Raw genomic sequence first — 24,558 nt, forward strand, 5'->3', positions numbered from 1 at the left:
CACGGAACATGGTCTGTTAAGCATTGAATCTTCAGGAGCAAGGCTGCCCCCCATGGATTATTTTGGACCCCATGTCTTTGGTTATTTCATCGCACTGCTGCACTCATTGGGCCTGATTGCGGCAATCCATGCCGTGTTGACCGTCCGCACTGCGCAAGGCTCGATTGCCTGGGCCTTGTCATTGTTGTTCATGCCTTACCTGACACTCATCCCCTACCTGGTATTCGGCCGCAGCTCCTTCGACGGCTACATCAAGGCTCGGCGCCAAGCCAACGAGGAGATGCGCAAGGCGGTCTCCGAGCTGAACTGGCGGCCATGGGTGGAGGAAGCCCTCACCGCTCGCGCATCCAGCGCCTACGCGTCGCTGAGGGCCATGCCGAAACTGGGGCGCATGCCGTGCCTGGCAAACAACGAAGTGCGCTTGCTGGTGAATGGACAGGCGACCTTCGAAGCGATTTTCCACGCCATCGACCAGGCCACGGAAGCCGTACTGGTCCAGTTCTTCATCATCCACGATGACCGGCTGGGCCGTCGCCTTCATGACTTGCTCCTGCACAAAGCCAGCGAAGGCGTGGCGATTTACCTGCTCTACGACCGAATTGGCAGCCACTCCCTGCCCCACGGTTACGTCCAGTCACTGCGCGATGGCGGCGTCAAGGTCAAAGCCTTCGCCACCCGCAGCGGCTGGCTCAATCGTTTCCAGGTCAACTTTCGCAACCACCGCAAGATCGTGGTCGTCGACGGCATGCTCGGCTTCGTCGGTGGCCACAACGTTGGCGATGAATACATGGGCGAGAAACCACCGCTGGCACCGTGGCGCGATACCCATGTGCAAGTACGGGGACCGGTGGTGGCCTGCATGCAAGAATCCTTCGCCGAAGACTGGTTCTGGGCGGCTCGAGAATTACCGCCGCTGATCCTGCCGCAGGTTTACCCGGACGACGGAGTGCTGTGCCAGGTACTCGCCAGTGGCCCGGCGGACGCCTACGAAACCTGTTCACTGTTCTTCGTCGAAGCGATTCACGCATCGACCGAACGGGTATGGATCACCAGCCCTTATTTTATCCCCGATGAAGCGGTACTCGCAGCGTTGCGCCTGGCGGTCTTGCGCGGGGTGGATGTGCGAATCCTGCTGCCGTCGCGGCCCGACCACCGAATCGTCTACGCCGCTTCCAGCCTCTATGCCTTTGAAGCCGTGCGCGCCGGTGTGCGGGTGTTCCGCTACAAACCCGGGTTCCTGCATCAGAAAGTGGTGTTGATCGACAGTGAAATCAGCGCCATTGGCAGTGCCAACATGGACAACCGATCGTTTCGATTGAATTTCGAAGTGATGCTACTGACGGTCGACAAAGCGTTTGCTGCCCAAGTGGAGCAAATGCTAAACGACGACTTCGACCAGGCTCACGAAATCGCCAAGGAAGAAGGCCGGGAGACCCGTCGCTTGCAGCAAGTCGGCATGCGGGTCGCCCGGCTTATTTCGCCCATTCTCTAGGGATCAGGGATTGTAGATATCGTCTCGCGTCCAGGGCAGCTCATGGCTGCCATCGGCGTGGGCCTTCACCGCGAGAATCTGGTGCAGGTTGATCCAGCCGCGGGCGAACGCGTAGGCACATCCGGCCAGGTACAGGCGCCAGATGCGCAGGGCTTGATCCGGCACCAGTTTCGAGGCCGCCTCCAGATTGTCTTCCAGACGCTCGCTCCAGTGGTCCAGGGTTCGCGCGTAATGCAGGCGCAGGCTCTCGACATCGACGATCTCCAGGCCTGCCTCACTGATCTCGGCAGAGATCATCGACAGGTGCGGCAGTTCTCCATTGGGGAACACGTATTTCTCAATGAACTCACCCGCACCGCGGCCCACAGGACGCCCATCGGTGTGCTTGGCGGTGATCCCGTGGTTCATCACCAACCCGCCCTCTTTCACTGCGCCGAACAAGGTTTTGCAATACTCGGCCAGGTTCGCGTGTCCGACATGTTCGAACATACCGACACTGACCACCTTGTCGAAGCGTCCGTCTTGAGGCAGGTCACGGTAGTCGAGTAACTGCAACTCGATCAGGTCCTCCAACCCTTCCTCTTTTACCCGCTCCCGGGCCAGGGCCAGTTGTTCCTTGCTGAGGGTAATACCGAACACCTTCGCACCAAACTCACGGGCAGCGTACCGCGCCAGCCCACCCCAGCCGCAGCCGACATCCAGCAGATACTCGCCAGGTTGCAGGCGCAACTTGCGGCACAGATGACGGAATTTTGCCTGTTGAGCCTGTTCAAGGGATTCACTGCCTGTCTCGAAGTAAGCGCAGGAATACGCCATGTCGCTGTCGAGCCACAGTTGGTAAAAGGCGTTCGAGAGGTCGTAATGGTAGGAGATTGCCTTGGCGTCAGTCTCCTTGTCATGCACGGTGCGGACCGGCTGATTGCTGTCGTCCTCATTCAGCAACGCCTGACTCCATTCATCGCACACGCGGATCACATCGCTGATGGAACCTTCGAGTTCCAGTTTGCCCTCGACAAACGCAGCCCCGAGCGCGTCCAGGCTAGGGTGGGTGAACTGGGTGACCATTTGTGGGTCCTTGACCACAATTGTGACACTGGGCGTCGGCCCCAGATTGAATTCATGACCGTCCCAGAGTCGCAGGCGTAGCGGTAACTGCAGATTCTGTAAGGCCGGTGGAAGTTGCGCGAGCATGGAAAATCCCCCTTGTTTCAGACGTCTGCTGAGAGGTTAGACCATCCTGGAAAACTAGCTGGCTATCGATTTGATAGCGGCATTCCATGAATATACAACGGTTGCGAATTCGCAGAAATGACCGCTCTCACCTAGATGACTGCAAATCCGGCCCACAGTTCTGTCTTTTTAAAACTGCTCTTCCTTGAGCTTGAACAGCGGTTCCTGAAAGCGCAGCAAACGCCCGGCATTGCCCAGCACCAACAATGTACTGAGGTTATGCAGCAACGCCGCGATCATCGCCCCTGCTGCCCCGAGCCAGCCGAACGCCGCGAAAGCAACGATCGCCAAGGTCCAGCCCAAACCGATAATCACGTTGGCTTGCAACGTCTGACGGCATTGACGACTCAAGCGCACGCAAGTGCCAAGGCGCCGCAGGTCGCTACCGATCAACACGATATCCGCTGAAGCCAGCGCGATATCCGCACCGCCTGCACCCATTGCCACACCGACAACGCCTGCCTTGAGCGCCAGGGAATCGTTGATGCCATCGCCAACCACCATAGGACGAAAACCGTTACCGATTTCTTGCAACACGCGATTCAATTTGTCCTCGGGCAAGGCCTGCGCCTCAACGTCACTGATACCGACATCCCGAGCGAGTGTGTGAGCCACGCTGTACCGGTCGCCGGTGAGCAAAAGCTGTCGGCCCAACCCAAGGTTCTTCAGCTCACTCAAGGCAACCTTGGCTTCCGGTTTAACACTGTCGGCCAACAACAGCCATGCGAGAAACTCACCGTTGAGTGCCAGCCCGGCAATAGGGCCATCGTGGTCGGGAACATCTGAAGTCGCGATACCCAACTGGGCGAACAACTCCGGCCGCCCAAGAGCAGCCTCGCCCTGCTCCGTCATGGCTACCACGCCCAAACCCTGACGCTCGCGAATGTCCGACAGCAACTGAAGATGCTCTGGTGGGACCAGCCCGGCCAGCGCCCGGCTGACCGGGTGACTGCTGGCGGAACCGAGGCTGGCGGCGAGTTTCAAGACGGGGTTGCGATCCTCCAGCGAGCTCTCGATGGATTGCAGGCGCAAGGTGCCGAAGGTCAGGGTTCCAGTCTTGTCGACCACCAGCGATGTCAGGTCTGCTAGCTCCTCGAGAAACGCCGAGCTACGAATCAGAATGCCGTGCCGAGCGGCTACCGCTACCCCGGCAATCGCCGTAGCGGGTGCCGACAGTACAAGCGCGCAAGGGCAAGCAGCCACCAGCACCGCGAGCATGGCCTGGGCATCGTTGGTGATAAACCAGGTGACTGCAGCCAGCAACAACACCAGCACCAGGTAGCTCCCGGCGTAACGCTCCAGCAATCGGGTGATTGGTGGCTTGGAGCGCTCGGCGTTTTGCATCAGCGCAATCACTTTGCCGAGGGTCGATTCGTCCCCGGTCCTGGTCACTTCAATGCGCAACAGGCCGTCGAGATTGATCGCGCCACCGAACACCGCCATTCCGACACCCGCCTCCATCGGCACCGACTCGCCGGTAATGGATGCGGTGTCCAGACTCGCCTGGCCGGACAACACCTGGCCATCCGCCGGCACCCGATCACCTGCACGGACTTCCACCAGATCGCCGGCCCTGAGCGTGCCATTGTCGACTTCGACGATGGAGCCGTCGGCCTGAACCTTGCGCGCGTGGCTGCGGGTCAATTTGCCTAGGGCGCGGATCGCTTCCTGCGAACCGATCACGCTGCGCTCTTCCAGCACGTGTCCGAAGATCATGATGATCGGCAGCAACGCAGCCGTCAGCAGATCGCCTGTTGCCCACGCGCCAAGCATGGCCAAGGCGATCAGTTGATCGGTGATGCCGTGCAGACTCGGGTATCGCAGGCTGTACCAGGCCGAACGCATCACTGGTACGGCCACCAGCACTGAAGCAGAACCCAGCAGCAATTGGCTGACTCCACTTTGCTCCGGGGACAACCAGCGCCATACGAGGCCCAACGCGAGCAAGCCGAGTGCAAGCATGGCCAAAGTCAGTTGGCGAGCAGCGCTGCGTTGTTCGGCCGAGGACAACATGCTCGGTGCAGCGGCAGTTTGAGCGGTCATTGTGCAGCTCCCTGAATGATCAGGCGGGAATCGTCTTGCGGATCGACCGTAATGACTGAGCCGGCCTGGCCAAGAATTTTCGGCATCCGCTCGCGGTAGATTCGCAGCAACATTTGCGGATCGGGGGCTTGGTGCTGCGCGTTGGCCAGACTGATCACCGTGGCGGTATCAGCCGAGGCTTTCGCCAGCCGTTCACTCGCCTGAGCGTGGGCGACTTGCAGCGTGCGGTCGGCTTGTTCATTGGCTGCTTGGGTCAGCTTCTCGGCTTCAGTGCGCGCGTTGGCCACGGTCTTGTCGGCTTGCTGGCTGGCTGTCAGTACAGCGTTGAAGGCGTTGATCGCAGGCGCCGGCAGGCTCGACTGCACGTCAACCCGCGCCACTTCGATCCCCAGCCCCTGCCCTGTCGCGGCCAATCGCGCCAGGCGTTGATTGATGCCTTGCACCAGATCACCCCGCAGACGCTCGCGCCTTTCTGCCGCCTGATTATCAGCGCCGATCAACTCCGGCCGTGCGACCAGGATGGTGTCCAAGTCTCGTGCAGCCGTGAGCGCCAAGGCGCTACGGGTCACCAGGCGATCCAGGGCCGGCAGCACATGCTCGCCTTGAAGCACGAAGGCATACGGCTCCGTGACCTTGTAGAACACCCGCACATCCAGCTGCACCACACCGGCATCCCCCGTCAGCAAATAACCGGAACCTGCCAGCGCATCACTGATCGGCGACGCAAAACTGGCCGCGCGATCGGCTTGCAATGCGGCACCGGTTCGTAGCAGGTTCTCCACTCGACGCTCGATGACCCTATCCGCCGCTGGCAGCAAAATCACCTGTTCAAACGGTCGCGGCCAGGCCAATAGCAAACCGGCATTCTGGACGCGATCAAGAGCGCCGAAGTGCAAAACCACCGCACGATTTTGCGGGTCGATTTGTCGCACATTGGAGAACGCCCAAGCCAAAGCGGCCAACACCGTCACGGCATACAGAGCGAAAAACGCCACGCGTCCGGCCTGAATCCACGGGCTACTCAACTCATTTGTTCCACGTGGAACCAAATTCATGGCTGCGACCCAAGTTTATTTTCAAGCGTCGGCGGACCATCAACCAATGCCCGGAAAGGCGCGGCATCGGTACGCAGGATCAGTTTTGTGCCCGGGGTAATCACCGTGCCCAAGGTATCGAGTGAGCGCAGCAAATTGTAAAGCTGCGGTGAGCCAGCGTAGGCACGCGCATAAATCTGCGCGGCTTCGACCCTGGATTGCGCCTCAATGTCCGCCGCTTTCACCGTGGCATCGGCCTGGACGATTCGTGCATCACGTTCCGCTGCGGAGCGAATTTGCGCCGCTTCGCGCTTACCGATGGCGGTGCGTTCAGTCGCGATGGTTTCACGCTCGGCGCGCATGCGATCGACCGTCGCGGTAAGCGTGACCGACGGCAAGGTCAGGCGCTCGATGCCGACTTGTAACACTCGCACGCCATAAGTAGTCAGCAATTGCTGATCGATTTGCTTGCGAAGCTGTGTTTCGAAATCGTCGATGTGCACCTGATTGGCATCGGTGTTCACCAGGTTGGCCAGGTCGAAACTACTGGCCGTGGTTTCCAGGGCGGAGCCGACGAAAGTGCGAATCTGCCGTGCCGCTTCGTCCGGCTGATTTTGCACAGCGCGCATAAAGCGCTGCACGTTGTCCGGATCACCCTGCACCTGCCAGGCAACATAAGCCTGAGCGATAATGCGCAAGCCGTCCCGCGTGCCCACATCCTGCAGACCGCTGGACGTGGTGCGCAGTCGCAGATCCACCGGGATCGCCGCTTCGAAGGGTACCGGCCAGCGCCAGCCAAGCCCGGGTTCTACCAGCACCCGTGATGGATTGCCAAAACGTGTAATGACCGTGGCTTCGCCTGAACGCACTTGCACCAGGCTTGCTGCCGCCACGGCAAACGCCACCAACAACGCCGCCCAGCCCATGCGTCGCCAGGGGAACGGGCCGGCTTCTTGCGGATCACCATGATGGTGATGGCCGTGGTGATGGCCGCCATGGCCGTGATCGTGGCCACTGTGGTTGGCATGATCGTGGGTATGTAGCTGGCTCAATTGGCGACTCCTGGCTGAGCAGTTTTACGCGACGACGCAGGGTCAGCCGGCAACGTGAATGTACGCAGATCGATGGTTGGGGCATTGCTGCTGCCGCCCAGACGATGATCGAGTACCAGCAATCTGGCGCTGGCCAGGCCCTGGGAAAGTTGGCCGAGGTATTGCTCCAGCACAAAGGCCTGGCCGGCATTGGCGTAAGCTTTTTTCTCGGCGCTGAATTTCAGCTCGGCAGCCTTGGCCGTCGCGTTGATTTCGTGGGCGGTTGCCGTTGCCTGATCCCGGGCAATGCTCGCCTGCAACTGCGCCTGGTTGGTGGCTTCAGCGGCGGCTCCGCGTTCACGCGCAATCAACGCCTGCGCGCCGATCTGTGCGGCTTGCACCCCGTGATAAGCATTGGCAGCCCCTGCCGGGGGATGGATCGCTTCAACGACCGTAGCGAGAATTTCCACGCCGCTGTCGAGTTTCTGCAGGTCGGCCTGCACGGCCCGGCCGATTTCCCCGGCAAGCCCTACCCGGTCCTCACCGAGCAGACCGTCAAGGGTGCGTGACGCGAAATCGTGGACCAGAACTCGGCTCGCGGTGCTGCGGATCAACGTCGGCACATCCGCATTGTTATAGGTTGCAGCCAATGCCGCCTGATCGCTCAAACCAATGCGATAAACAAAACGCACGTCCATGTTGACGATCTGAAAGCTCTGCTTGTCTGCGCGGCTACTGGCAATCACCTGGGATTTGTCATTCACATGGCTGGCGTCCCACAACCGGTTGGCGGTTATCGGCGCCGGGCCTTCGGCGGGGTCTGCCTGTACGGGTGCCGATGTTTCGCCGACACTGGTGGCCAATTCGTGAACCACGCCATTTTCGACACTTAGCACCCTCCCCAATGGCCACGGTAAACCCGCATGCAGACCAGGCCCAAACACCGTCACCGGTTTACCGAATCGCTCGTAGATCCCCCGCCCTTGCAGCGGAATTTCGTGAACACCGGTCAGCACCCAACCGACGATGCCTACCACCCCCAGCACCGGCAACAATGCCCGGCGCATGTAAGTGAAGGCCCAAATTTGCCGCAGGTCGATGCCGAAGCGGTTGTGCAATTCTTGCTGTAACGCCTGCAATGGCTGCGGCGGCCAGCGCAACATGTCGGCGACAAAACTACGCGCCAGCAATGCAGGTTCAAGTTGTTCGCGACGCGGGCTGAACAATGACAGCACGGCACGCAGCAGTAATTCGAAGGCAACGAAGCCCGGCAGCAGGCCGATCAGTACCGCCAGACGCACCGGCCAAACCGAAGTCTCACTGCCGAACAGCAGGCAAAACGCACCAAGAATCAGGCTGATGATTGCCACGCGGGTCAGCTGCGCCAAGGCGCCTGCCTCGGGCCATTGGGCAGTATTTTCCTGAGCAAGCTGACGCTCGAGAACCAACAGACCAAAGGCCAACAACAACCCCATGACCGCGCCGACAGTGGCCGACATGCCCAGCGCTGCGGAAGGAAAAGCAAAGGTCCATGCCTGTTCGACGCATAACAACGCCAGCAGCGCCCAACCGGCCAGCCACAGTGTCGGGGCTCCGATTTGCCTGAGTAGCTTCAGCCAGCGCTGACTGATTCGCTCCAGCAGCCGTTCGTACCAACCCACCGGTTCTTCAGGTTCATCAGCGGCGACCACCGATGCCAAGGGATTCATCGCCTGCGCACGCCATTGCGTGACCCACCAGGCCGATTGCAAGCCAGCGACCAGCACCAGCAATGCGGCGCTCTGATTGAACAACAGCGCAGGCCAGAGGGATTGCGGCGCAAACAGCCCGACAAAAAAACCCAGCACCAGGCCCATTGCCGCGAGTGCGCCGAGGCCGACGGCGAGCAAGCGCAATCGTCGGCCCTGAAAAACTGCCTGCTGAAAGCGCGGCAGCCCGGCTGCCTGCGCTCCATCACCCTCTTCGAGATCGACTTGCATACCACTCCAGTGTTTAGCATCGCCCACGGGGCATTCCGTTACGATATAACGATACTGGTGAAATTTTCGTGCTCAGTCTGCTTATCTAAAGATGCTGAACCTGTCGCCAAGCTGAAGCCTTGACCGAAATGCATCGGAGCGCACATATTACGCTCGTAATTTTATTCCAAGACTACTTTTACCCCTCCCCGTCCGCTTTCAATCCAGGAGTACTTCCATGAGCACCTATGACGTCGTGATACTCGGTGGTGGCCCCGGTGGCTATAACGCAGCGATTCGAGCAGGCCAACTGGGATTGAAGGCGGCGTGCGTAGAAGGACGCGCTACGCTCGGCGGCACCTGCCTGAACGTCGGTTGCATGCCGTCCAAGGCATTGCTGCACGCCTCGGAGCTTTACGATGCAGCCATGGGAGCGGAATTCGCCAACCTTGGGATCGAGGTCAAACCCACGCTCAACCTCGCCCAGATGATGAAACAAAAAGATGAAAGCGTGACCGGGCTGACCAAAGGCATCGAGTTTCTCTTCCGCAAAAACAAGGTCGACTGGATCAAGGGTTGGGGCCACATCGACGGGCCGGGCAAAGTCACCGTGACGGATAACGCCGGCGGCAAGACCGAACTGGTCGGCAAAGACATCATTATCGCCACCGGTTCCGAACCCACTCCCCTGCCTGGGGTGGACATTGATAACCAACGCATCCTCGATTCCACCGGCGCACTGTCACTCACAGAAGTGCCGAAGCACCTGGTGGTGATCGGCGCCGGGGTGATTGGGCTGGAGCTGGGTTCCGTCTGGCGGCGCTTGGGGGCCCAAGTGACCGTGGTCGAGTACCTGGACCGGATCTGTCCGGGTGTGGACGGTGAAGCAGGAAAAACCCTGCAACGCTCACTGAGCAAACAGGGCATCAGTTTCAAATTGAGTTCAAAAGTGACCAGCGCCACGACGACCGCAACCGGCGTGCAGCTCAGCGTCGAACCCGCCGCAGGTGGAGCAGCCGAGTCGCTGGAGGCCGATTACGTGCTGGTGGCGATCGGACGTCGGCCTTATACCCAAGGTCTGGGATTGGAGAACGTCGGCCTCGCCACCGATAAACGCGGCATGCTCGCCAACAAGGGGCACCGTACCGAAGCCGCGGGCGTCTGGGTGATTGGCGACGTCACCTCCGGACCGATGCTTGCCCACAAGGCTGAAGACGAAGCCATGGCCTGCGTCGAACAGATCGCCGGCAAGGCGGGAGAGGTCAATTACGATCTGATCCCCAATGTGATCTACACCAAGCCGGAGCTGGCCAGCGTCGGCAAGACCGAAGAACAGTTGAAGGCCGAAGGTCGCACATTCAAGGTCGGCAAATTTCCATTTACCGCCAACAGCCGGGCGAAGATCAATCATGAAACCGAAGGATTCGCCAAGGTACTGGCCGATGAGCGTACCGACGAAATCCTCGGTGTGCATCTCGTAGGGCCAAGCGTCAGTGAAATGATTGGCGAATATTGCGTGGCCATGGAGTTCAGCGCATCCGCCGAAGACATTGCCCTGACCTGCCATCCACACCCGACCCGATCCGAAGCCTTGCGCCAGGCTGCGATGAATGTGGAGGGGATGGCGACGCAGATGTAAGCCTCCAGATTTTTGGTGGCTGGGCCTTCGCTTCGCGAGCAGGGTCGCTCCCACATTGGAATGCATTCGTATGTGGGAGCGAGCCTGCTCGCGAAGAAGTCTCCTCGGTCTACAGCGGCAAATGCCCCAACGGCAATGCTCCCGGTGTCTTCACCGTGTGGATGGCAAAGTTGCTGCGGATATCGCTCACCCCTGGCAGCTTCAACAAACACCCCGTGAGAAACCGGTCGTAGGCGCGTAAATCCGGTACCACCACTTGCAACAGAAAGTCCGATTCCCCAGATACCAGAAACGCCGAAATCACCTCCGGCAATGCTGTCACGGCCAAGCGAAAAGTTTCGGCCTGCTCATCGTTATGGCGCTCGACTTTTACTCCGACGAATACGGTCAGGCCTAGCCCGACTTCATCGCGATCCAGATTGGCCTGATAACCACGAATTACTCCGGCCTCTTCAAGCATCCGTACCCGGCGCAAACATGGCGAAGCGGACAGACCGATTTCTTCAGCTAATTGCACATTACTCAGCCGACCATCCCGTTGCAGCGCAGCAAGAATCTTGCGGTCGTAGGCATCCAGTTTCATCACTTGGCATATTCCGCTGGTTGAACTGTGATTTGTTGGCAGGTTATGCCAAATCATCCCGCTTTAGAAGCAAACTACGCAAGCACATGCCCTGCTCCCTGGCTCTAGACTGGCACCACTGAATCGACAACGACAGGGGTGCGACATGGCGGGACTCGGGCTATTTTTCATGGCGCTGGCGGTGGTCTATCTGCTGCCCGGCCCCGATATGATCCTGCTGCTGCAAACCGGTGCCCGCCACGGCAAAGGCGCAGCGTTGGCCACGGCCGTCGGCTTGGCAATCGCACGCGGTTGTCATGTAGTGCTGGCGGCGTTGGGATTGGCTGCATTGTTCAAGGCGGCTCCCTGGACATTCGACGCGGTACGCCTGGTCGGGGCTGCTTATCTGCTGTGGATCGGCATTCAATGCCTGCGCACGACGATGCTGCCATCCCTGGACGACCCAGGTACAACAGATGAAAAAACACGCTGGAGCGAAGCGATCCGCCGCGGTTTACTGACCAATCTGCTTAACCCCAAGGCGCTGCTGTTCTGCTCGGTATTGCTGCCGCAGTTCATCGATCCACTCAATGGACCGGTACTCGCGCAATTTGCGGTCCTGGGCCTGGTGTTGGTCGGCGTCGGTTTGCTGTTCGATAGCGCCTATGCGTTAACCGGTGCCGCACTGGGTCGTTGGTTGCAACGCAGCCCCAGCTTCCAGCGCGTTCAACAATGGCTGTTCGGCAGCCTGTTGATCGGTTTCGCCGTGCGGCTGACCTTTGTTCAACAGGCTTGAACCTTATTGCACTTTGCGGCGACGGCGCTTGACCTGCACCAGCGCCACCGCCACGACCAACAACACGCCTCCCATCTGCAGAGCTGTCTTGTACGGTCGCAGGGCCGAGCGGGCAGCATCGGTGGCCTGGGTGACATAGCGCTTGTCTGCACTTTCAAAGTCGGGATACGGGCATTGATGCCCAAAATCCGCCGCCCACTCCACGAATGGTCCCTCTTTGACATATCGCTGGTAGAGCGCACTTTGTTCTTCAAGGCTGCTGTTCCAGCCGGCCGCTTCACACAGCACAGCGGCGAACGCCTGGCTGGTGTGCGGCAGATTGTCGGCAGCTCGGCGGGCCAGTGCCGTTGCCACGAATCGATAGTGGTAACGCTGATCGGGTTGGGCGGCGCTGGCTTGCTGACGCTTCACTTCGTCCTCGGCTACCAGCGGCCCGACCTTGAGTTCAGCACTCTCAAGGCTGAAGTTGCCTCCGAACGTGGCGTAGTCTGGCGCCATTTCATAACTGAGAATGTCCATCCCCCATTCACGTGCGGTCCAGGCGGCATTGAACAGTGCCGCGGCGCGTCGCGTCGGCCACCATGCCGAATCCGCCGCCATACGTTGCTGGCCGTACAGCCTGGCTTTGTGGCGCAAGCCATCGTTATCGAAATAAGCCGGCGCTTGCTCGTAGTGTCCTTCGCGCAACAAACGCCGCCCAAGCAGATTGCGCAGGCTCGCCGCCACCGGCAGGGGCACGTAGTTGTCCACATCGTGCTGGCTGAGGGGTGGCGGTGCCGGTACCTGAGTATCGACGTAATGCTTGAGCTCATCCAACGTCAGTACACGCTCGGCAACAGTGGCCGCGTCCAACCAATAGACGCCTTGGCTGCGGTACAACTGGTCGAACGCCTGCAGATAATCCCCGCGTTGCAGGGCCAGGATCGCGCTTTCGCCTTCGACCCGGCATTTGGGTTGCAGCGTTTCGAAATCGTAATCCGGCGTTCTCCGATCGCCCCACGATTCATTCTGCGGGAAAGCCTTGGCGGCCTTCGCATACGCTGCAGCCGCCGCCGTTTTATCGCCATCGCGCACCGCCAGTTTGGCCCGAAGCCACCAGGCCAGACCGCCGTCACCAGCGCGCTCAAGAAAGGCTTTGGCGCTGTTGAAATCGCCCTGTTGATAATTCACCGCGGCCAGGCGGTCCGCATTGTCGAGGCTGCCGCGCGTACTGCTCTGCAACAGCTTGATCAGTTTTTGCTCATTCGGTGGTTGATCACCGAATGACCAACCCAGCCGGCTGATCAAGGCGGCGGTCACCAATTGCTGCACAGGCTTGCCCTTGAGCAACCCGGCCAACTGATCCTCGGGCATCGAAGCCAGTTCAGCCATCAACAGCTTCAATGAGGTGTAACCCACTGCCGAACCCTGAAGGTTCTGCGTCGCATAAAGTTCGATGGCGCCGTTCCAGTCACCTGCCGCCCGGGCCACGCGAGCCTCTTCACCAAGACTGGCGACGCCCAGTTCCAGTGGGTCGCTGAAGCCGTCGATGCTCAGTTGGCGGGTTTGTTCGTAGGCCTTGCGCGATTGTTCCAGCAGGTTGGGGGCGGCATCGGCCTGCGAACTCATGGCGAACAACGCCCGCCCCAGCGAGTAGGCAGCCCAGGTACTGCGCAATGCCCGTTGATCGGCGGGCAGCGCCAGCACCTTGCGGAAGTATTCGGCGGCCAGCGTTTGATCGCCGGCGTTGAACGCCACCGCGCCCGCCAGATACAACTTGAGCTCGGCGGGAAGGTTCGCACCCTGTACTTCAACCTGCCGGGCATCGGCCAGCCCACGCAGCTGTTTCACCTGTGCCTGCTGTTCATGGGACAAACCAACCTGCTCGGCTTGATCCCGCTGTTCAACATGAGCGGAGGCTTCTCCATAGGCTGCGCCAGGGACAAGGGTGGCGTCCGTAGCAGGCTTGAGACCGGCAATCGCATGACTGAGGCGGCTCACCTCGAAACTGAAATTGCCCTCCGGCAATTCCTCCAGGGATTGACCTCGATTGTCCAGCAACCGCATGGGGAAATCCGGCCCGCACGCCATGGCTGCCAACGGCAGGCCAAGGCTCAGACAAAGCAAGTGACGAGGCCAGTTACGGGTGAACATTCCAAGCTCCTTGATCAATGATTGCGCAGCGTGCCCAACCGATGGCGCGCTGTCCGCCAGCCGCTATCCGGCCGTCGCGCAGGCGGGTGAAGGTAAGCAGGTTCGGCTCTTGTTGCAACGTATAACCGGCCAGCGCATCGGCCCCCTCACAACCCTGCACCGCCAGCGTCACGCGCTCGGGCCAGGCATTGTCGAGGTTGCCCTCATTGCTGATACCAATGTCATAGAGGCCTTCGTGCTCCGAAAGATTCAGTGCCAGATGACTCTCAAGAACATCACCACGCGACACGGCGCGCAAGGTCGTCAGGCTCCAGGCTCGACGGTCGTTGGCCAAAGGCAGCCGAAACCAGATCAGACCGGTCAGATGAGCCGGCGGATCTGCGCGCAACCGCGCAGCAAGCTTGCTCAATTGCAGTGGATCAGCCAACAACTCCCGGCGCTCGCCGTTACGTTCAATGGCTACTTCGCTTTCCACGAGGGGAGCGCCACCGACACTCGGCAACAACGCGACGCCATACGCCGGCAGGGCCAGGAAAAAGGGTTTCGAGGTGATTCGGCTCCAGGCCATTGCCCATTGGCTAGCGAGATCTGAGTCGAACAAGCCGCGCCGGGGATCGTTGACGGCATGAACCTGTAACACGCTGCTATCGACAGTGGATAACAACGCTGGCAACTCTGGACTGTCGAGCCACGCCGGCAATGCCGTGATGCTCATGGCCATGGACGTCGGCAACACAGATCGCAGATGCGCCAGAAACTCACGGTAGGCGGGAAGCCGAGCGTTGCCCGCATCGTGATCGATCTCCACCCCGGCGAGGATCAGCCCCTGGCCCTGCCAATCGCTGATCAGTTGCTGGATCTGCCCCATGACCTCCTCCTGATCCAGCGACTGCAACTGGCCATCCAGGCGAACCACCGCAATCAACGGTCGGCCATCGCGCTTGAGCAGCTCAGGATCAATCCGCGCACGACTCCAACCTGCCTTAGGGAAAGCCTGTAGCGCCAGCACCCGCAAGGTGGAAAAGTCGGCGCGACTCTCCCGCAATGCAGCGTCATGCGCCGGGGTCCATTGGCGTTGCCACACATAGAGTTGCTGATCGAGTGGCGGAGCATCGTGCTGCTCGCAACCACCCAGCAGCGCGAGCGCCGTTAGCGAGACGATCACGCGAGTGAGAAAACCCATGAAAAAACGCCTTTCCCTGAAATGCACAAAGGGCCTTCTCGGCCCTTTTTCGTACTACCTACCCTACCCAGCCAACGACCGTCGGGCAATGGCTCCCGCGAGTTGATCCCCTAAAGGTCCAGGACCAAAGGCTGCGTGCCTTGAGCCGGAACTGCGCAACAAATCAGCACCTGACCTTCATCCGGTTCCTCCGCTGGCGGCTGTGGATAATTGACCTGGCCGCTGATCAGACGAGTCTTACAAGTGCCGCAGGAGCCCCCACGACAACTGAATTCCGGGTGCAATCCGCGGCTCTCCGCTAGCTCCAACAGACTGCCGCCATCCGGTTGCCAGCGAGCCTCCTTCGCTGAGCGCTGGAACACCACCGGCACCGAGGTGGTAGCCGCTGGCGGTTGCTCGATGACGATGGCATCGGGGTCAGGTCGACGACGCAATGTCGAGGGTCCGAAAGTTTCGGCATGAATCCGTGAGTCGCGAATATCCAGTTCGCGCAGGGCGTCATACATCGCCTGGGTAAAGCTGCCGGGACCACAAAGGACAAAATCCAGCTGATCGTAGTCCTCGACCTCAAGCAATTCCGAGAGCCGAGCGACATCGATTCGCCCAGTCACATCGAAGTCCTCGCCCTCCCGTGCCTCCGGCTCCGGCTGACTGAGCAGACGCACTACCCTGATCGCGTCACCGGCATGATCGAGCAAGCGATCCACCTCGGGACGAAACGGCTGATCGGCCAGGGTGCGCGAACTCTGGAAGAACCAGGTCGGCCGGATGTGTCGAGTGCGCAAGCCTTGATAAACCACCTCACGCAGCATCGACAGCAGTGGCGTAATACCCACTCCAGCGGCCAACAACACCAGCGGCCGACGTTCATGGGGCGCAACGGTGAAATGCCCCTGGGGGGCCCTTGCCTCCAACAAGTCACCGACGCGAACCTGGTCATGCAGGTGCGAAGACACCCGACCGTCACGTTTCACACTGATTCGGAAAAAGTCATCCGATGGCGCACTCGACAGGCTGTAGGTGCGGATATGGGTTTCACCATCAATGTTGAAGCGCAGCGGTAGATGTTGCCCGGCTTGAAACAGCGGCAACCCGGCGTCGTCGGCTGGCTCCATATAGATCGAACGGATGTGTTGGCTCTCCGCTTCGATCCGCACTACCCGCAGTGGCCGCCATTTATCGCCCAAGGTCTTGGCTTGCAAGCGCGCCTTGGCCTGCTCCCACGTTCCCGTCAGCAAGCTGGTTGGCGAAACACCGTCAAATCGCCAGCGCAAACCGAGGGCGGCTGGACGACGCACAACGTGTTCCACGTGGAACATCCACAAACGTTCAGCACCTTGAAATGCCTCTACCTGCGGGCCTTCAAGAATGATTTCGGTGCGCCCACTTAGCTGCAGCAGATCACCGGAATTGAAATCAATGAACAGCAAACCGGCTTTTGGATTGACCCGCAGATTGCCCAAGGTATTGAAAAACAAGTTGCCAGCAAAGTCCGGGATGGTCAGGCAGTCCCCTTCCACCCGGACGAAACCCGCCTGACCGCCACGGTGGGAAACGTCCACCGACCGTACGCCATCAACATCAACGTAACTGGCGACGAAAAAGGTGTCCGCCTCAGCAATCATCGCTTTAGCCGCATCATCCAGTTCATTGAATTGCTGCGCGGGACGTGTTGCCGGATCCGCCAGGGGCACCGATCGGAACTGCCTCAGTTGAATGTACTGCGGGCAGTTTCCATAGGACTGATCCACCGTCACAGCAAATTCGCTCGCGGTCATTGCGCTGATATGGCCATTAATACGATTGCGACGCCGGGTATGCAGTTCAATGCCCAGCAGGCCGATCGCCGAACCCGCGCCCAATTGCGCAGGGTCATCAGCAGCCGGCAAGCTGCTAAATTGCAATAAACCTGGATCGGGGGAATGTACGAAACCCGGTTGACCTTCAAGCACACTGGCCCAGGGACGACCGTCAGCATCAACCGCGCCATACAACATGAACGGAAGTTGCTGATAGAAGGTGCGGTGTTGATCCGGCATCTGATCGCGAATCACCCTGCGCCCGAGTACGTCCATTCGCTCGCTCACACCGAGATGAGCCTGCAACTCTTTTTCGCCAGCATGCCACGGTGAATAGTCCATTGCGGCTTCTCCCCTGCGCCATCGGCACAGCGTGAAGGGCCCGACAAAAGTCGGGCGAAAATATCAGGCAGTTTTTTGCAGGCCGGCGACAGTGCGCGGCATGCCGATAAAACCGGGCAAGGCTTCGACCCTCGCCAACCAGCCGCGGATATTGGCGTAGTCGTCCAGCGAGACATTGCCTTCCGGTGCATGGGCGATGTAACTGTAGGCAGCCACGTCGGCGATGGTCGGTTCGCTGCCGGTAAGGAAAGCTGTGTTGGCCAGTTCCTGATCGATCACCTTGAGCACGCTATGAGCGTAAGGAATCACTTCATCAGGATTGTACGGTGCACCAAATACTGTGATCAGCCTTGCCCTGGCGGGCCCGAAGGCGATTGGCCCGGCAGCAACCGACAACCAGCGCTGCACTTTGGCGGCACCGACCGGATCATCTGGCAGCCAGCGACCTTTACCGTATTTTTTCGCCAGGTAGACCAGAATCGCATTGGAATCCGCCAGCACCACACCTTGATCGTCGAGCACCGGCACTTGGCCAAAAGCGTTGATGGCCAGGAACTCCGGCTTTTTATGCTCGCCCTTAGCCAGGTCGACGAAGACCAGCTCGGTCGGCAGTTGCAGCAGCGAAAGCATCAGTTCCACGCGATGCGCGTGGCCGGAACGTGGAAAGTTGTAGAGTTTGATGGCTTGCATGGTCGACTCCGCTGGGCAGTGGCGCTGTGAGGGGAAAGATCAGCACCGATGGCAGCCATCTTCTACCAGTCACCAAAACAACAGAATAACCAGCAAACGCAATTAATTATTTCATCCAGAGAAATAAATCATCAGGCCCGCAAAGCAGGATGCTCGCGGAGGGCCTTCACCGTAAAGTCGACAAAACTACGGACCCGCGTCGCAGCCTTACGCCCGCCTTGATAAAGCACATGGATGGGCAAAGGCGGCATTTCGAAATCCGCGAGTACAATTTCAAGCTCACCTGCCGCCACTTTGCTCGCCGACTGATAGGACAGAATCCGGGTATAACCCAGTCCAAGCCCGGCCGCCGTGATTGCTGCTTGATTCGCCGTTACTGTCAGACGCGGTTCTACCCGGACACTCAGGGGCTCGCCACGCTCGAGAAAGGGCCAGTGCTTCAACTGTCCAATCGCGGACGTCGCAATAATCGGCGCCTGAGCCAGCTCTTGTGGATGTCTTGGCCGACCATGGATACCCAGAAATTGCGGCGATGCACAGATCACTCGCCGCACTTCGCCCACCCGAATCGCATGCTGGTTGCTGTCAGGCAACTCACCGATGCGGATGGCCACATCCACACCTTCCTCGACGATACTCACCACCCGGTCCACCAGCAGCGAATTGATCGTCACGTCAGGAAATTGCGTGAGAAAATTCACCATCAATGGAGTGACGAACAACTCACCGAACAAAACCGGCGCCGTGATCGTCAGTTGCCCACGGGGCTGGACGTGACTACCCGCCGCGGAATCCTCGGCTTCCTGCACCTCAGCCAGAATTCTCCGACAGTCTTCCAGATAACGCTGCCCTGCCTCGCTCAAATAAACACTGCGCGTAGTGCGCGTGAGCAACTGCGTGCCAATGCGCTTCTCCAACGCCGCCACCGCCCGGGTGACGCTGGCGGCCGACAGCCCCAAACGCCGTGCCGCTGCGGAAAAACCCTGGTCCTGGGCGACGGCGGCAAACACCTGCATTTCCTGGAAGCGGTCCATGGGCGTGTCCTTGATTCAGATAAAAAAATCGCAACCAAGTGGCTGCGATTTTTTAAGGTGTGACGAAATAATAAAGATTGTCACAGCGCCCCGCGTATTCCGCAGCCTACAGGGCACTACAAAGCTAGCTCTTTGAATATAAAGTTTGCCACAAAACTCCAAATCTCCAGAAAAACGGCTCCGCTGCAAACAATAAAAATTGTCACAACGTCTTTACCCTTGCCCCAGAAAGCAACTGCAGTTGATAAATCCCCGCTGCTTTCGATTAGGCTGTGAAATTGTTCTAAGGAAACTCTGAAAAAGACTTCCATCTCCGGTGAATACTCGCCTCACACGAATCGAACGGTTGAGCCCCGATGAAACAGATGTCCTTCGCCTATGCCGAGTATGCCGGCAAACGTAAGCAGACCCGCTGTGAGCGCTTCCTGATCGAGATGGATCAGCTCTACGGTTGACACTAGGTGAACTAGGGTTTGTCTGTAGCCAACTCAAACGGGGAGGGGGAATACTATGGCTAGTCGGAATCGTGCCACCGTTGAGCGGATAATCCTACAAGCCCGGATATGGGGATGGGATATGTCATGGTCTTTTAGCATGGCCACGCCTACCGATACCAGGCCAATCGGTCACCATTATTCAGAGCATACTGCGATCAAGCTTTACGGCTCCGTCCGATACCCTGAAGCATTCAAATACCCAACCCTAGAATGCTACCTACACGTTGACCCACTACTCCTAAGCGACAAGTCGACTCCTCGCTGCATCGGCTCTATGCAGGCGACTGGCAAAAGGCTCATCGCATATATCTCCGTTAGCAATGACCGATTCAACAGCTTGATCATCGCTGCAAGTCGACTTGTTGCCCTAGAGATCAATGCGGAGCCACTGAGATACCGCAAGGCCAAGGTGATGGGTATCCACCTAAGCACCGAGCTGGAATCTGATTGGTAATGGTGCTTTTGATCATAGAGACGCTAGTGTGTTGGCGCTGACACCGCATTGACCCAGTGGCCGAGATGTCACTGACCCAGTCTGACTCCTCGAAAAACATTGCCTGCGCGGGATTGTGCCGGTTTGAAGGTGGGCAGCCTTGCATCGGCACATGGATCAATTCGGCATAGGCCTCAACAATTTTCGAGAAAAACCTGGGCGATTCAATCAATATATTTTCACGCTGAAACCAAGCGCTCGGAGAGCCTTGCTGGTTCGGCCATTACGGGGCGGAACGACTTCTGGTCTGGCCCATCCGACTACCTCTGCGAGGGAGTTCAAGCCGTAACGCGAAATGCCATACTCCGAATCACGACCCGCGTGGTAAAGACGTTGCCAAACTTCTTCATTTGGCCCTCCATAGAGTACGTAATGGAGCAATTGGCGCACATCCCAGCCTTTACGATTACGTTGGCGCAAAATCAAATCTGCGAATGGTTCAACGCGTGATTCCCGATCCAGCGTCTTGAGCTCCGGGCACCCTAGCACCGCCAGGGGAACCTTGATGATATGGTCCATGGTTGCGTGTGTGTTTCGACACAGGGTGGCGAACTCTTCACGAGTCAGTCCCTTTACCTTGTCTTGCGCCAGTAAGGCCCGCACTGCCGGAGCACTATAGTAGAGCGCGTAATCCTCCCTTGAGGGAGCTTCCGGCAGTGATTTCCACCAACTCAGCTCAGTTTCCAGCGCCGCTTGTGGGTTGCCCTTGTTGCGCTGGTGATAGTCCTCATAGGGTTTATGAAGGCTGTCACCAACGTGGTTGTAGTAATACGCATGCAGGAACTGATCGACCTGCCAGGCTGCTGGAACATCGGCGCTAACCCAGTTGGGGCGATAGTCACCTAGCTGTTGCTGGATGCTTTGCAAAATACCCAGGGTACTCAACCATTCGCGCTTGAAGTTCTCCTTGCGCCGATCAAATGCTGCTTTCTTCTGTACGAAGCTAGGCCCCTCCCATTCGGGATGTTGCCGTTTCTTGAGGGCGTCGACATAGACTTTTTTGTTCAGGGCATTGAGCCGTTCCATTTCAGCGATGTAATCCGCCGAAATGGGTATGGTCACATCCAGCTCTCGTAGGTATTCGAAGAAGTCCTCCAACTGGTTTTCCATGCCGTTGGCGACCAACTCATCTTCCGAAAGAAAAACCCCCGCCTCGATATTCGTCAGCCAGCCGTTATCCGTGTGGTTGGCTGAGCCGATGTAAGCGCCATAGCCTTTCCACCAGATAAGTTTGGAGTGAAAGCGATCCGGGACGAATCGCGTGAAGATGTTGTTCTGTTGATGCCTTAGTAAACGCTTGAGCAACTCCACCGAGACTGGCACCGTATGGTCGTAGCGCATCCACAGGTCCAATCGCAGCTTGTTAGCCACGCAATGTCCAATCAGGTCCTGGGTTATATCAGAGGCGCTGCTGCCGTAAGCCACTGCAGCCAATACGCCATCCACCTGAACCTCGGCGGACAGCTCTGGCAGTAGATCCCGTAGGTGTATCCCGTTAATTCGGTTGGCGATCAGTTTCAACGCTTGAGTCCCTACAATTCGCTAAATCTGCTGCAAAGACCCTGACTAAAATCATCAAATCAGTGTAGCCGGAGTTCAAGCAATTTTAAATCACACCAAAATTTCTCAAAGTCCCTAGAGCATAATTTCATCCACGATGTCAATCGACTCTCGGGCCTCTATGAAGCGCGCATATAATTCGTTGGAAAATGCCGTATCCATGCAGATAACGTCGGTTTCATGCTCCCGCTCATTATGATCTTCTGGCTCAACAAAGCCTCGATCAAAGCGCAAGCCTGCCTTTTGATTAAACAGGTAGCGAGCATGAAAATCTTGTTCCAGTTGATCGGATGCTACTCGGCAAATAGTGATATTGACACCGCGCTCAATCCACGCCCTAAGATGCTCTTCATATTCATGTTTAACCACAGCTAAGCTACGCGAATCCTTGCTGTGGTCTGAAAATATAATAACCTGATTCGGAATTGCGTCATTTTCGCGACAAATACGTAGCATACCGTCAAGTACTTTTGTACATTTCCGTCTGGACTGAAAATATGGATCCACCAGCACGAAATGATCCGAGGCGGTCAATACATATTTTGCAGACTCTGCCAATGCATTCGCGTTACGCTTGACGCGAACTTCACGTCGATTGTCAAAAAGATTTTCGTGAGCATCATCGATGCGATGAAACTTATCTGAGACGATCTGATCTCTTACTAATACTGCAGAAATCTGATTTAAAACGGCTTCAGCACTGACACTCTCCAGCCAACTAGCACCTTCAAAGGCCAGACCTATCCGCACCAAACGATCATCCTTGGCATTCTGTAATTTTTCCTCTATCCGCTTGAGCTCAACATCACCAAGACCTCTGCGGCGGCAAGCCTCCATCACGAGCCGCATCCAGGTTTTCGGGTAACGCACGATCAACAGCCCCTTGCTGTAGCCAAACTTCTCCAAGGCATAGCGCAAGTCTTGCCAGTTATTGATGGCCTCAGGTTCTATGGCGAATATGGCGTGCATCAGAACAGCTCCTCGCCACGCTCAGCGAAGAAGCCATTGGGCCAACGGCTAGTGAACTCGCCAGTGCGGTCAATTTCGACACGCCTGGTTCTAACGCCGGCTGCACCTGGCTCCATATAGACGATCGAAACATCGGCTGGAGAAACAGACTGTAGGCCCTCAGGCAACACACCTTCGGAAGTTTCACGGATTCGGCGCAAGATCCGGAGGATCAGGTGCTCACTGTGGGTCTCGATCAGGAAAGTGCTTCTATTGTTGGCTTGCGTCAGCAAATCGCCGATGCCAACCTGAACTCTCGGATGGACATGCAGCTCCGGCTGCTCGCAGGCGATAATGCCCTGTCTGGCTTGTACAGCAGCGACCACGAGCGGAAAAAGTTGTGAAATCCCGACGCCCACTTCTGAAAAGGCAACCTCAATATTGTTGAGGTCGTCCCACAGTACCCACTTGCTATGGTGCTCCTTAGCAACCAGCTGTCGGGTGCTGGCTTCAGAAGGCTCCGCCTCTAACTCAAGAATTTTCTTCAGCACGTCGAGGTCGATTGAGCGCCCCTCAGGCAGCGGATTACCCTCCTCATCAGCGCCGGAGACGGTTAGGCTGAGTTCATCCCCAAAAGTATCAACAAATGCCCTCAGCTCACTGAGCGTGTCATCTCCGCCCGAGTAAATAACCTGACTGACCACGGCCTTCGAGCGCAGGGAATACCCTAGGTTCAAGGTACCCGGCGTGTTCAGCCAGTGATTTATTTCCGCTACGTTGGTAACGCTCAATCGACGTGTTACATCCCAAGCGGCGCCACCGGAATACCAGTCCTTTTGCTGCGGGTAGGGATTGGGTTGATGCAGCGCGTCAGGGATAAGACGTAACGGGCCGATGCACAGGCTTTCGTTGAGCAATGCCAGAAGGTTATCGAGGGGAGCGACCAGAACATCTGACAGGATTTCGTGCAGTCGCGCGGTCAGTATCGGATCATCCGCATCGATCACCGTCTCAAGACGTTTGCCCGGTACAGGCAAAGCCCCGGCAAGCCCTTTGAAGCCGATGGCGGCATGCTCGAAGGAAACTTCCACGGTTTGCCCCACATCCTTTCTGGAAACTGCTTCCGGCTTGCGATTGGCATTGAGTAACTCGTGCAGGCGACTTACAAAGTCCCCGTCCACGTATTCGTCCTGGACAACATGGTTCAAAAGAGCCGGGTGTCGATAGTTGAGCCAGGTAATGACAGGCTGCTTGAGGCCGGAATCACTGGTGAGCTCGGCAATCAGACTGTCATCCAGCCACACCTTGTAGCAGGCCACATAGGCCGTATCTTCGGCTTTTGACCAGGCAATATGAAACTCCAAGGTCAACCGGTCGGCGTCAGCCGTGGGGCTGTCGACAGGCAGACCGAAATCATCCCCCACCAGATCCACGATCTGGTTGTAGCTGGCGCCGATTGAGCCGTACTTATCGAGGGTCAACTTGATGACCATCGACTTGGCGATATCCCGGCCATTGACTAGGCTCTTGAACCCACCAATATGCTTTTCGCCCAGCGCATCAATGCGCTGGGGGTCGCATTGGCCCTTCTCCAGCATCTGCTGGATATAGAACAGGGCCAACAGCACCGAGCTTTTGCCTACGCTGTTCGGCCCGAACAGCAGCGTGACAGGTGCCAGCGCGATGGATTGGGTGGCCTGAAAGGAACGAAAGTTGGTGAGGGCAATTTCAGTAATACGCATGGCTTTTATGCTCCGGCTGGGCGGATGGACGGCAAATGTCTTTGATTTGATGTTTAGGCCTAGCCGCCTGATGGCACCCAAGAAGCTTCGGCCTGCGCCAACGCAGCGTGTAGGTTGTCGAACTCACAGGCAATCTCGAACTGCTCGGCCCCCTTAGCCAGGCTGAAGCCATTCATATAGCTCTTGTCGGCCCCGGCACCGTCGGTTTCTAAGAAGATGACCAGCGCTTCGAGGGGGTCAATTTGTCATAGAGATTGCAGTCGATGATACCGGCCATGGCTTCGTCAATGGGAATGACCGTGGTGGCGCGGTAGCCGCGAAAATGAGTGAGCTTGACGGACTTGAGGCGCAT

18 protein-coding genes are annotated in these 24,558 nt (G+C 58.0%); 3 read left to right on the top strand and 15 right to left on the bottom strand.

Annotated elements, in window-relative coordinates; genetic code table 11:
- The first annotated feature begins 52 nt into the window (after positions 1–52).
- Complete coding sequence (gene cls / locus QLG10_RS00765) at positions 53–1,492, top strand: cardiolipin synthase (protein ID WP_282485252.1); 1,440 nt, start codon at positions 53–55, stop codon at positions 1,490–1,492.
- 3 nt (positions 1,493–1,495) lie between these two features.
- Here cls and cfaB read toward each other — a convergent pair whose 3' ends face one another.
- From cfaB to QLG10_RS00790, 5 genes are all read right to left on the bottom strand, one after another.
- Positions 1,496–2,683 (bottom strand): C17 cyclopropane fatty acid synthase CfaB, encoded by a 1,188-nt coding sequence (gene cfaB, locus QLG10_RS00770; protein WP_110748314.1) that lies wholly within the window; start codon positions 2,681–2,683, stop codon positions 1,496–1,498.
- A gap of 168 nt (positions 2,684–2,851) precedes the next feature.
- Positions 2,852–4,765, bottom strand: a complete 1,914-nt coding sequence (locus QLG10_RS00775) for a heavy metal translocating P-type ATPase (RefSeq protein WP_110748316.1) — start codon at positions 4,763–4,765, stop codon at positions 2,852–2,854.
- On the bottom strand, positions 4,762–5,820 hold the full coding sequence (locus QLG10_RS00780; RefSeq protein ID WP_282485253.1) for a protease modulator HflK: 1,059 nt from the start codon (positions 5,818–5,820) through the stop codon (positions 4,762–4,764). Before QLG10_RS00780 ends, QLG10_RS00775 begins: the two co-directional genes overlap by 4 nt.
- Positions 5,817–6,851, bottom strand: coding sequence for a protease modulator HflC (locus QLG10_RS00785; RefSeq protein WP_282485254.1), 1,035 nt, complete (start codon positions 6,849–6,851; stop codon positions 5,817–5,819). The genes QLG10_RS00780 and QLG10_RS00785 overlap by 4 nt, the downstream gene beginning before the upstream one ends.
- Positions 6,848–8,809: a protease modulator HflK gene (locus tag QLG10_RS00790; RefSeq protein ID WP_110748325.1), complete on the bottom strand. Its 1,962-nt coding sequence runs from the start codon at positions 8,807–8,809 to the stop codon at positions 6,848–6,850. The genes QLG10_RS00785 and QLG10_RS00790 overlap by 4 nt, the downstream gene beginning before the upstream one ends.
- A gap of 217 nt (positions 8,810–9,026) precedes the next feature.
- Between QLG10_RS00790 and lpdA the strand changes: the two genes are divergently transcribed.
- Positions 9,027–10,427, top strand: a complete 1,401-nt coding sequence (gene lpdA / locus QLG10_RS00795) for a dihydrolipoyl dehydrogenase (protein WP_282485255.1) — start codon at positions 9,027–9,029, stop codon at positions 10,425–10,427.
- 109 nt (positions 10,428–10,536) lie between these two features.
- On the opposite strand, the gene QLG10_RS00800 is transcribed toward lpdA, so the two are convergent.
- A complete protein-coding gene (locus QLG10_RS00800; RefSeq protein WP_188263353.1) occupies positions 10,537–11,010 on the bottom strand; it encodes an Lrp/AsnC family transcriptional regulator in 474 nt (157 codons plus the stop codon).
- A gap of 145 nt (positions 11,011–11,155) precedes the next feature.
- Between QLG10_RS00800 and QLG10_RS00805 the strand changes: the two genes are divergently transcribed.
- Complete coding sequence (locus QLG10_RS00805) at positions 11,156–11,785, top strand: LysE family translocator (protein WP_282485256.1); 630 nt, start codon at positions 11,156–11,158, stop codon at positions 11,783–11,785.
- Positions 11,786–11,788: 3 nt separating this feature from the next.
- On the opposite strand, the gene QLG10_RS00810 is transcribed toward QLG10_RS00805, so the two are convergent.
- The 9 genes from QLG10_RS00810 to QLG10_RS00850 all read right to left on the bottom strand — a co-directional run bounded on the left by QLG10_RS00810 (position 11,789) and on the right by QLG10_RS00850 (position 24,558).
- Positions 11,789–13,918 carry a hypothetical protein gene (locus QLG10_RS00810; protein ID WP_282485257.1) on the bottom strand — a complete coding sequence of 710 codons (2,130 nt, stop codon included), beginning with the start codon at positions 13,916–13,918 and terminating at the stop codon, positions 11,789–11,791.
- Positions 13,905–15,101, bottom strand: coding sequence for a DUF3142 domain-containing protein (locus QLG10_RS00815; RefSeq protein WP_282485258.1), 1,197 nt, complete (start codon positions 15,099–15,101; stop codon positions 13,905–13,907). The genes QLG10_RS00810 and QLG10_RS00815 overlap by 14 nt, the downstream gene beginning before the upstream one ends.
- 110 nt (positions 15,102–15,211) lie before the next feature.
- Positions 15,212–17,242, bottom strand: a complete 2,031-nt coding sequence (locus QLG10_RS00820; protein ID WP_282485259.1) for a pyridoxamine 5'-phosphate oxidase family protein — start codon at positions 17,240–17,242, stop codon at positions 15,212–15,214.
- A 63-nt stretch (positions 17,243–17,305) separates the two neighbouring features.
- Positions 17,306–17,932: a glutathione S-transferase gene (locus tag QLG10_RS00825; protein ID WP_110748344.1), complete on the bottom strand. Its 627-nt coding sequence runs from the start codon at positions 17,930–17,932 to the stop codon at positions 17,306–17,308.
- Between the two features lie 131 nt (positions 17,933–18,063).
- On the bottom strand, positions 18,064–18,966 hold the full coding sequence (locus QLG10_RS00830; RefSeq protein WP_110748347.1) for a LysR family transcriptional regulator: 903 nt from the start codon (positions 18,964–18,966) through the stop codon (positions 18,064–18,066).
- Positions 18,967–20,124: 1,158 nt separating this feature from the next.
- Positions 20,125–21,477, bottom strand: coding sequence for a phospholipase D family protein (locus tag QLG10_RS00835; RefSeq protein ID WP_282485260.1), 1,353 nt, complete (start codon positions 21,475–21,477; stop codon positions 20,125–20,127).
- Positions 21,478–21,591: 114 nt separating this feature from the next.
- Complete coding sequence (locus QLG10_RS00840) at positions 21,592–22,485, bottom strand: hypothetical protein (RefSeq protein ID WP_282485261.1); 894 nt, start codon at positions 22,483–22,485, stop codon at positions 21,592–21,594.
- On the bottom strand, positions 22,485–24,206 hold the full coding sequence (locus QLG10_RS00845; protein WP_282485262.1) for an AAA family ATPase: 1,722 nt from the start codon (positions 24,204–24,206) through the stop codon (positions 22,485–22,487). Before QLG10_RS00845 ends, QLG10_RS00840 begins: the two co-directional genes overlap by 1 nt.
- A gap of 208 nt (positions 24,207–24,414) precedes the next feature.
- On the bottom strand, positions 24,415–24,558 hold the full coding sequence (locus tag QLG10_RS00850; protein WP_282485263.1) for a hypothetical protein: 144 nt from the start codon (positions 24,556–24,558) through the stop codon (positions 24,415–24,417).

Source organism: Pseudomonas sp. V98_8 (genome assembly GCF_029967975.1).
GTDB classification, from domain to species: domain Bacteria; phylum Pseudomonadota; class Gammaproteobacteria; order Pseudomonadales; family Pseudomonadaceae; genus Aquipseudomonas; species Aquipseudomonas umsongensis.

What these genes read in the sequence shown, in the direction of transcription:
- lpdA (WP_282485255.1), top strand. Translation starts at nt 9,027, where the DNA reads ATGAGCACCTATGACGTCGTGATACTCGGTGGTGGCCCCGGTGGCTAT.
- QLG10_RS00805 (WP_282485256.1), top strand. Translation starts at nt 11,156, where the DNA reads ATGGCGGGACTCGGGCTATTTTTCATGGCGCTGGCGGTGGTCTATCTG.
- cfaB (WP_110748314.1), bottom strand. Translation starts at nt 2,683, where the DNA reads ATGCTCGCGCAACTTCCACCGGCCTTACAGAATCTGCAGTTACCGCTA.
- QLG10_RS00810 (WP_282485257.1), bottom strand. Translation starts at nt 13,918, where the DNA reads ATGTTCACCCGTAACTGGCCTCGTCACTTGCTTTGTCTGAGCCTTGGC.
- QLG10_RS00800 (WP_188263353.1), bottom strand. Translation starts at nt 11,010, where the DNA reads ATGAAACTGGATGCCTACGACCGCAAGATTCTTGCTGCGCTGCAACGG.
- QLG10_RS00850 (WP_282485263.1), bottom strand. Translation starts at nt 24,558, where the DNA reads ATGCGCCTCAAGTCCGTCAAGCTCACTCATTTTCGCGGCTACCGCGCC.
- QLG10_RS00820 (WP_282485259.1), bottom strand. Translation starts at nt 17,242, where the DNA reads ATGGACTATTCACCGTGGCATGCTGGCGAAAAAGAGTTGCAGGCTCAT.
- QLG10_RS00815 (WP_282485258.1), bottom strand. Translation starts at nt 15,101, where the DNA reads ATGGGTTTTCTCACTCGCGTGATCGTCTCGCTAACGGCGCTCGCGCTG.
- QLG10_RS00780 (WP_282485253.1), bottom strand. Translation starts at nt 5,820, where the DNA reads ATGAATTTGGTTCCACGTGGAACAAATGAGTTGAGTAGCCCGTGGATT.
- QLG10_RS00840 (WP_282485261.1), bottom strand. Translation starts at nt 22,485, where the DNA reads ATGCACGCCATATTCGCCATAGAACCTGAGGCCATCAATAACTGGCAA.
- QLG10_RS00830 (WP_110748347.1), bottom strand. Translation starts at nt 18,966, where the DNA reads ATGGACCGCTTCCAGGAAATGCAGGTGTTTGCCGCCGTCGCCCAGGAC.
- QLG10_RS00775 (WP_110748316.1), bottom strand. Translation starts at nt 4,765, where the DNA reads ATGACCGCTCAAACTGCCGCTGCACCGAGCATGTTGTCCTCGGCCGAA.
- QLG10_RS00845 (WP_282485262.1), bottom strand. Translation starts at nt 24,206, where the DNA reads ATGCGTATTACTGAAATTGCCCTCACCAACTTTCGTTCCTTTCAGGCC.
- cls (WP_282485252.1), top strand. Translation starts at nt 53, where the DNA reads ATGGATTATTTTGGACCCCATGTCTTTGGTTATTTCATCGCACTGCTG.
- QLG10_RS00790 (WP_110748325.1), bottom strand. Translation starts at nt 8,809, where the DNA reads ATGCAAGTCGATCTCGAAGAGGGTGATGGAGCGCAGGCAGCCGGGCTG.
- QLG10_RS00825 (WP_110748344.1), bottom strand. Translation starts at nt 17,932, where the DNA reads ATGCAAGCCATCAAACTCTACAACTTTCCACGTTCCGGCCACGCGCAT.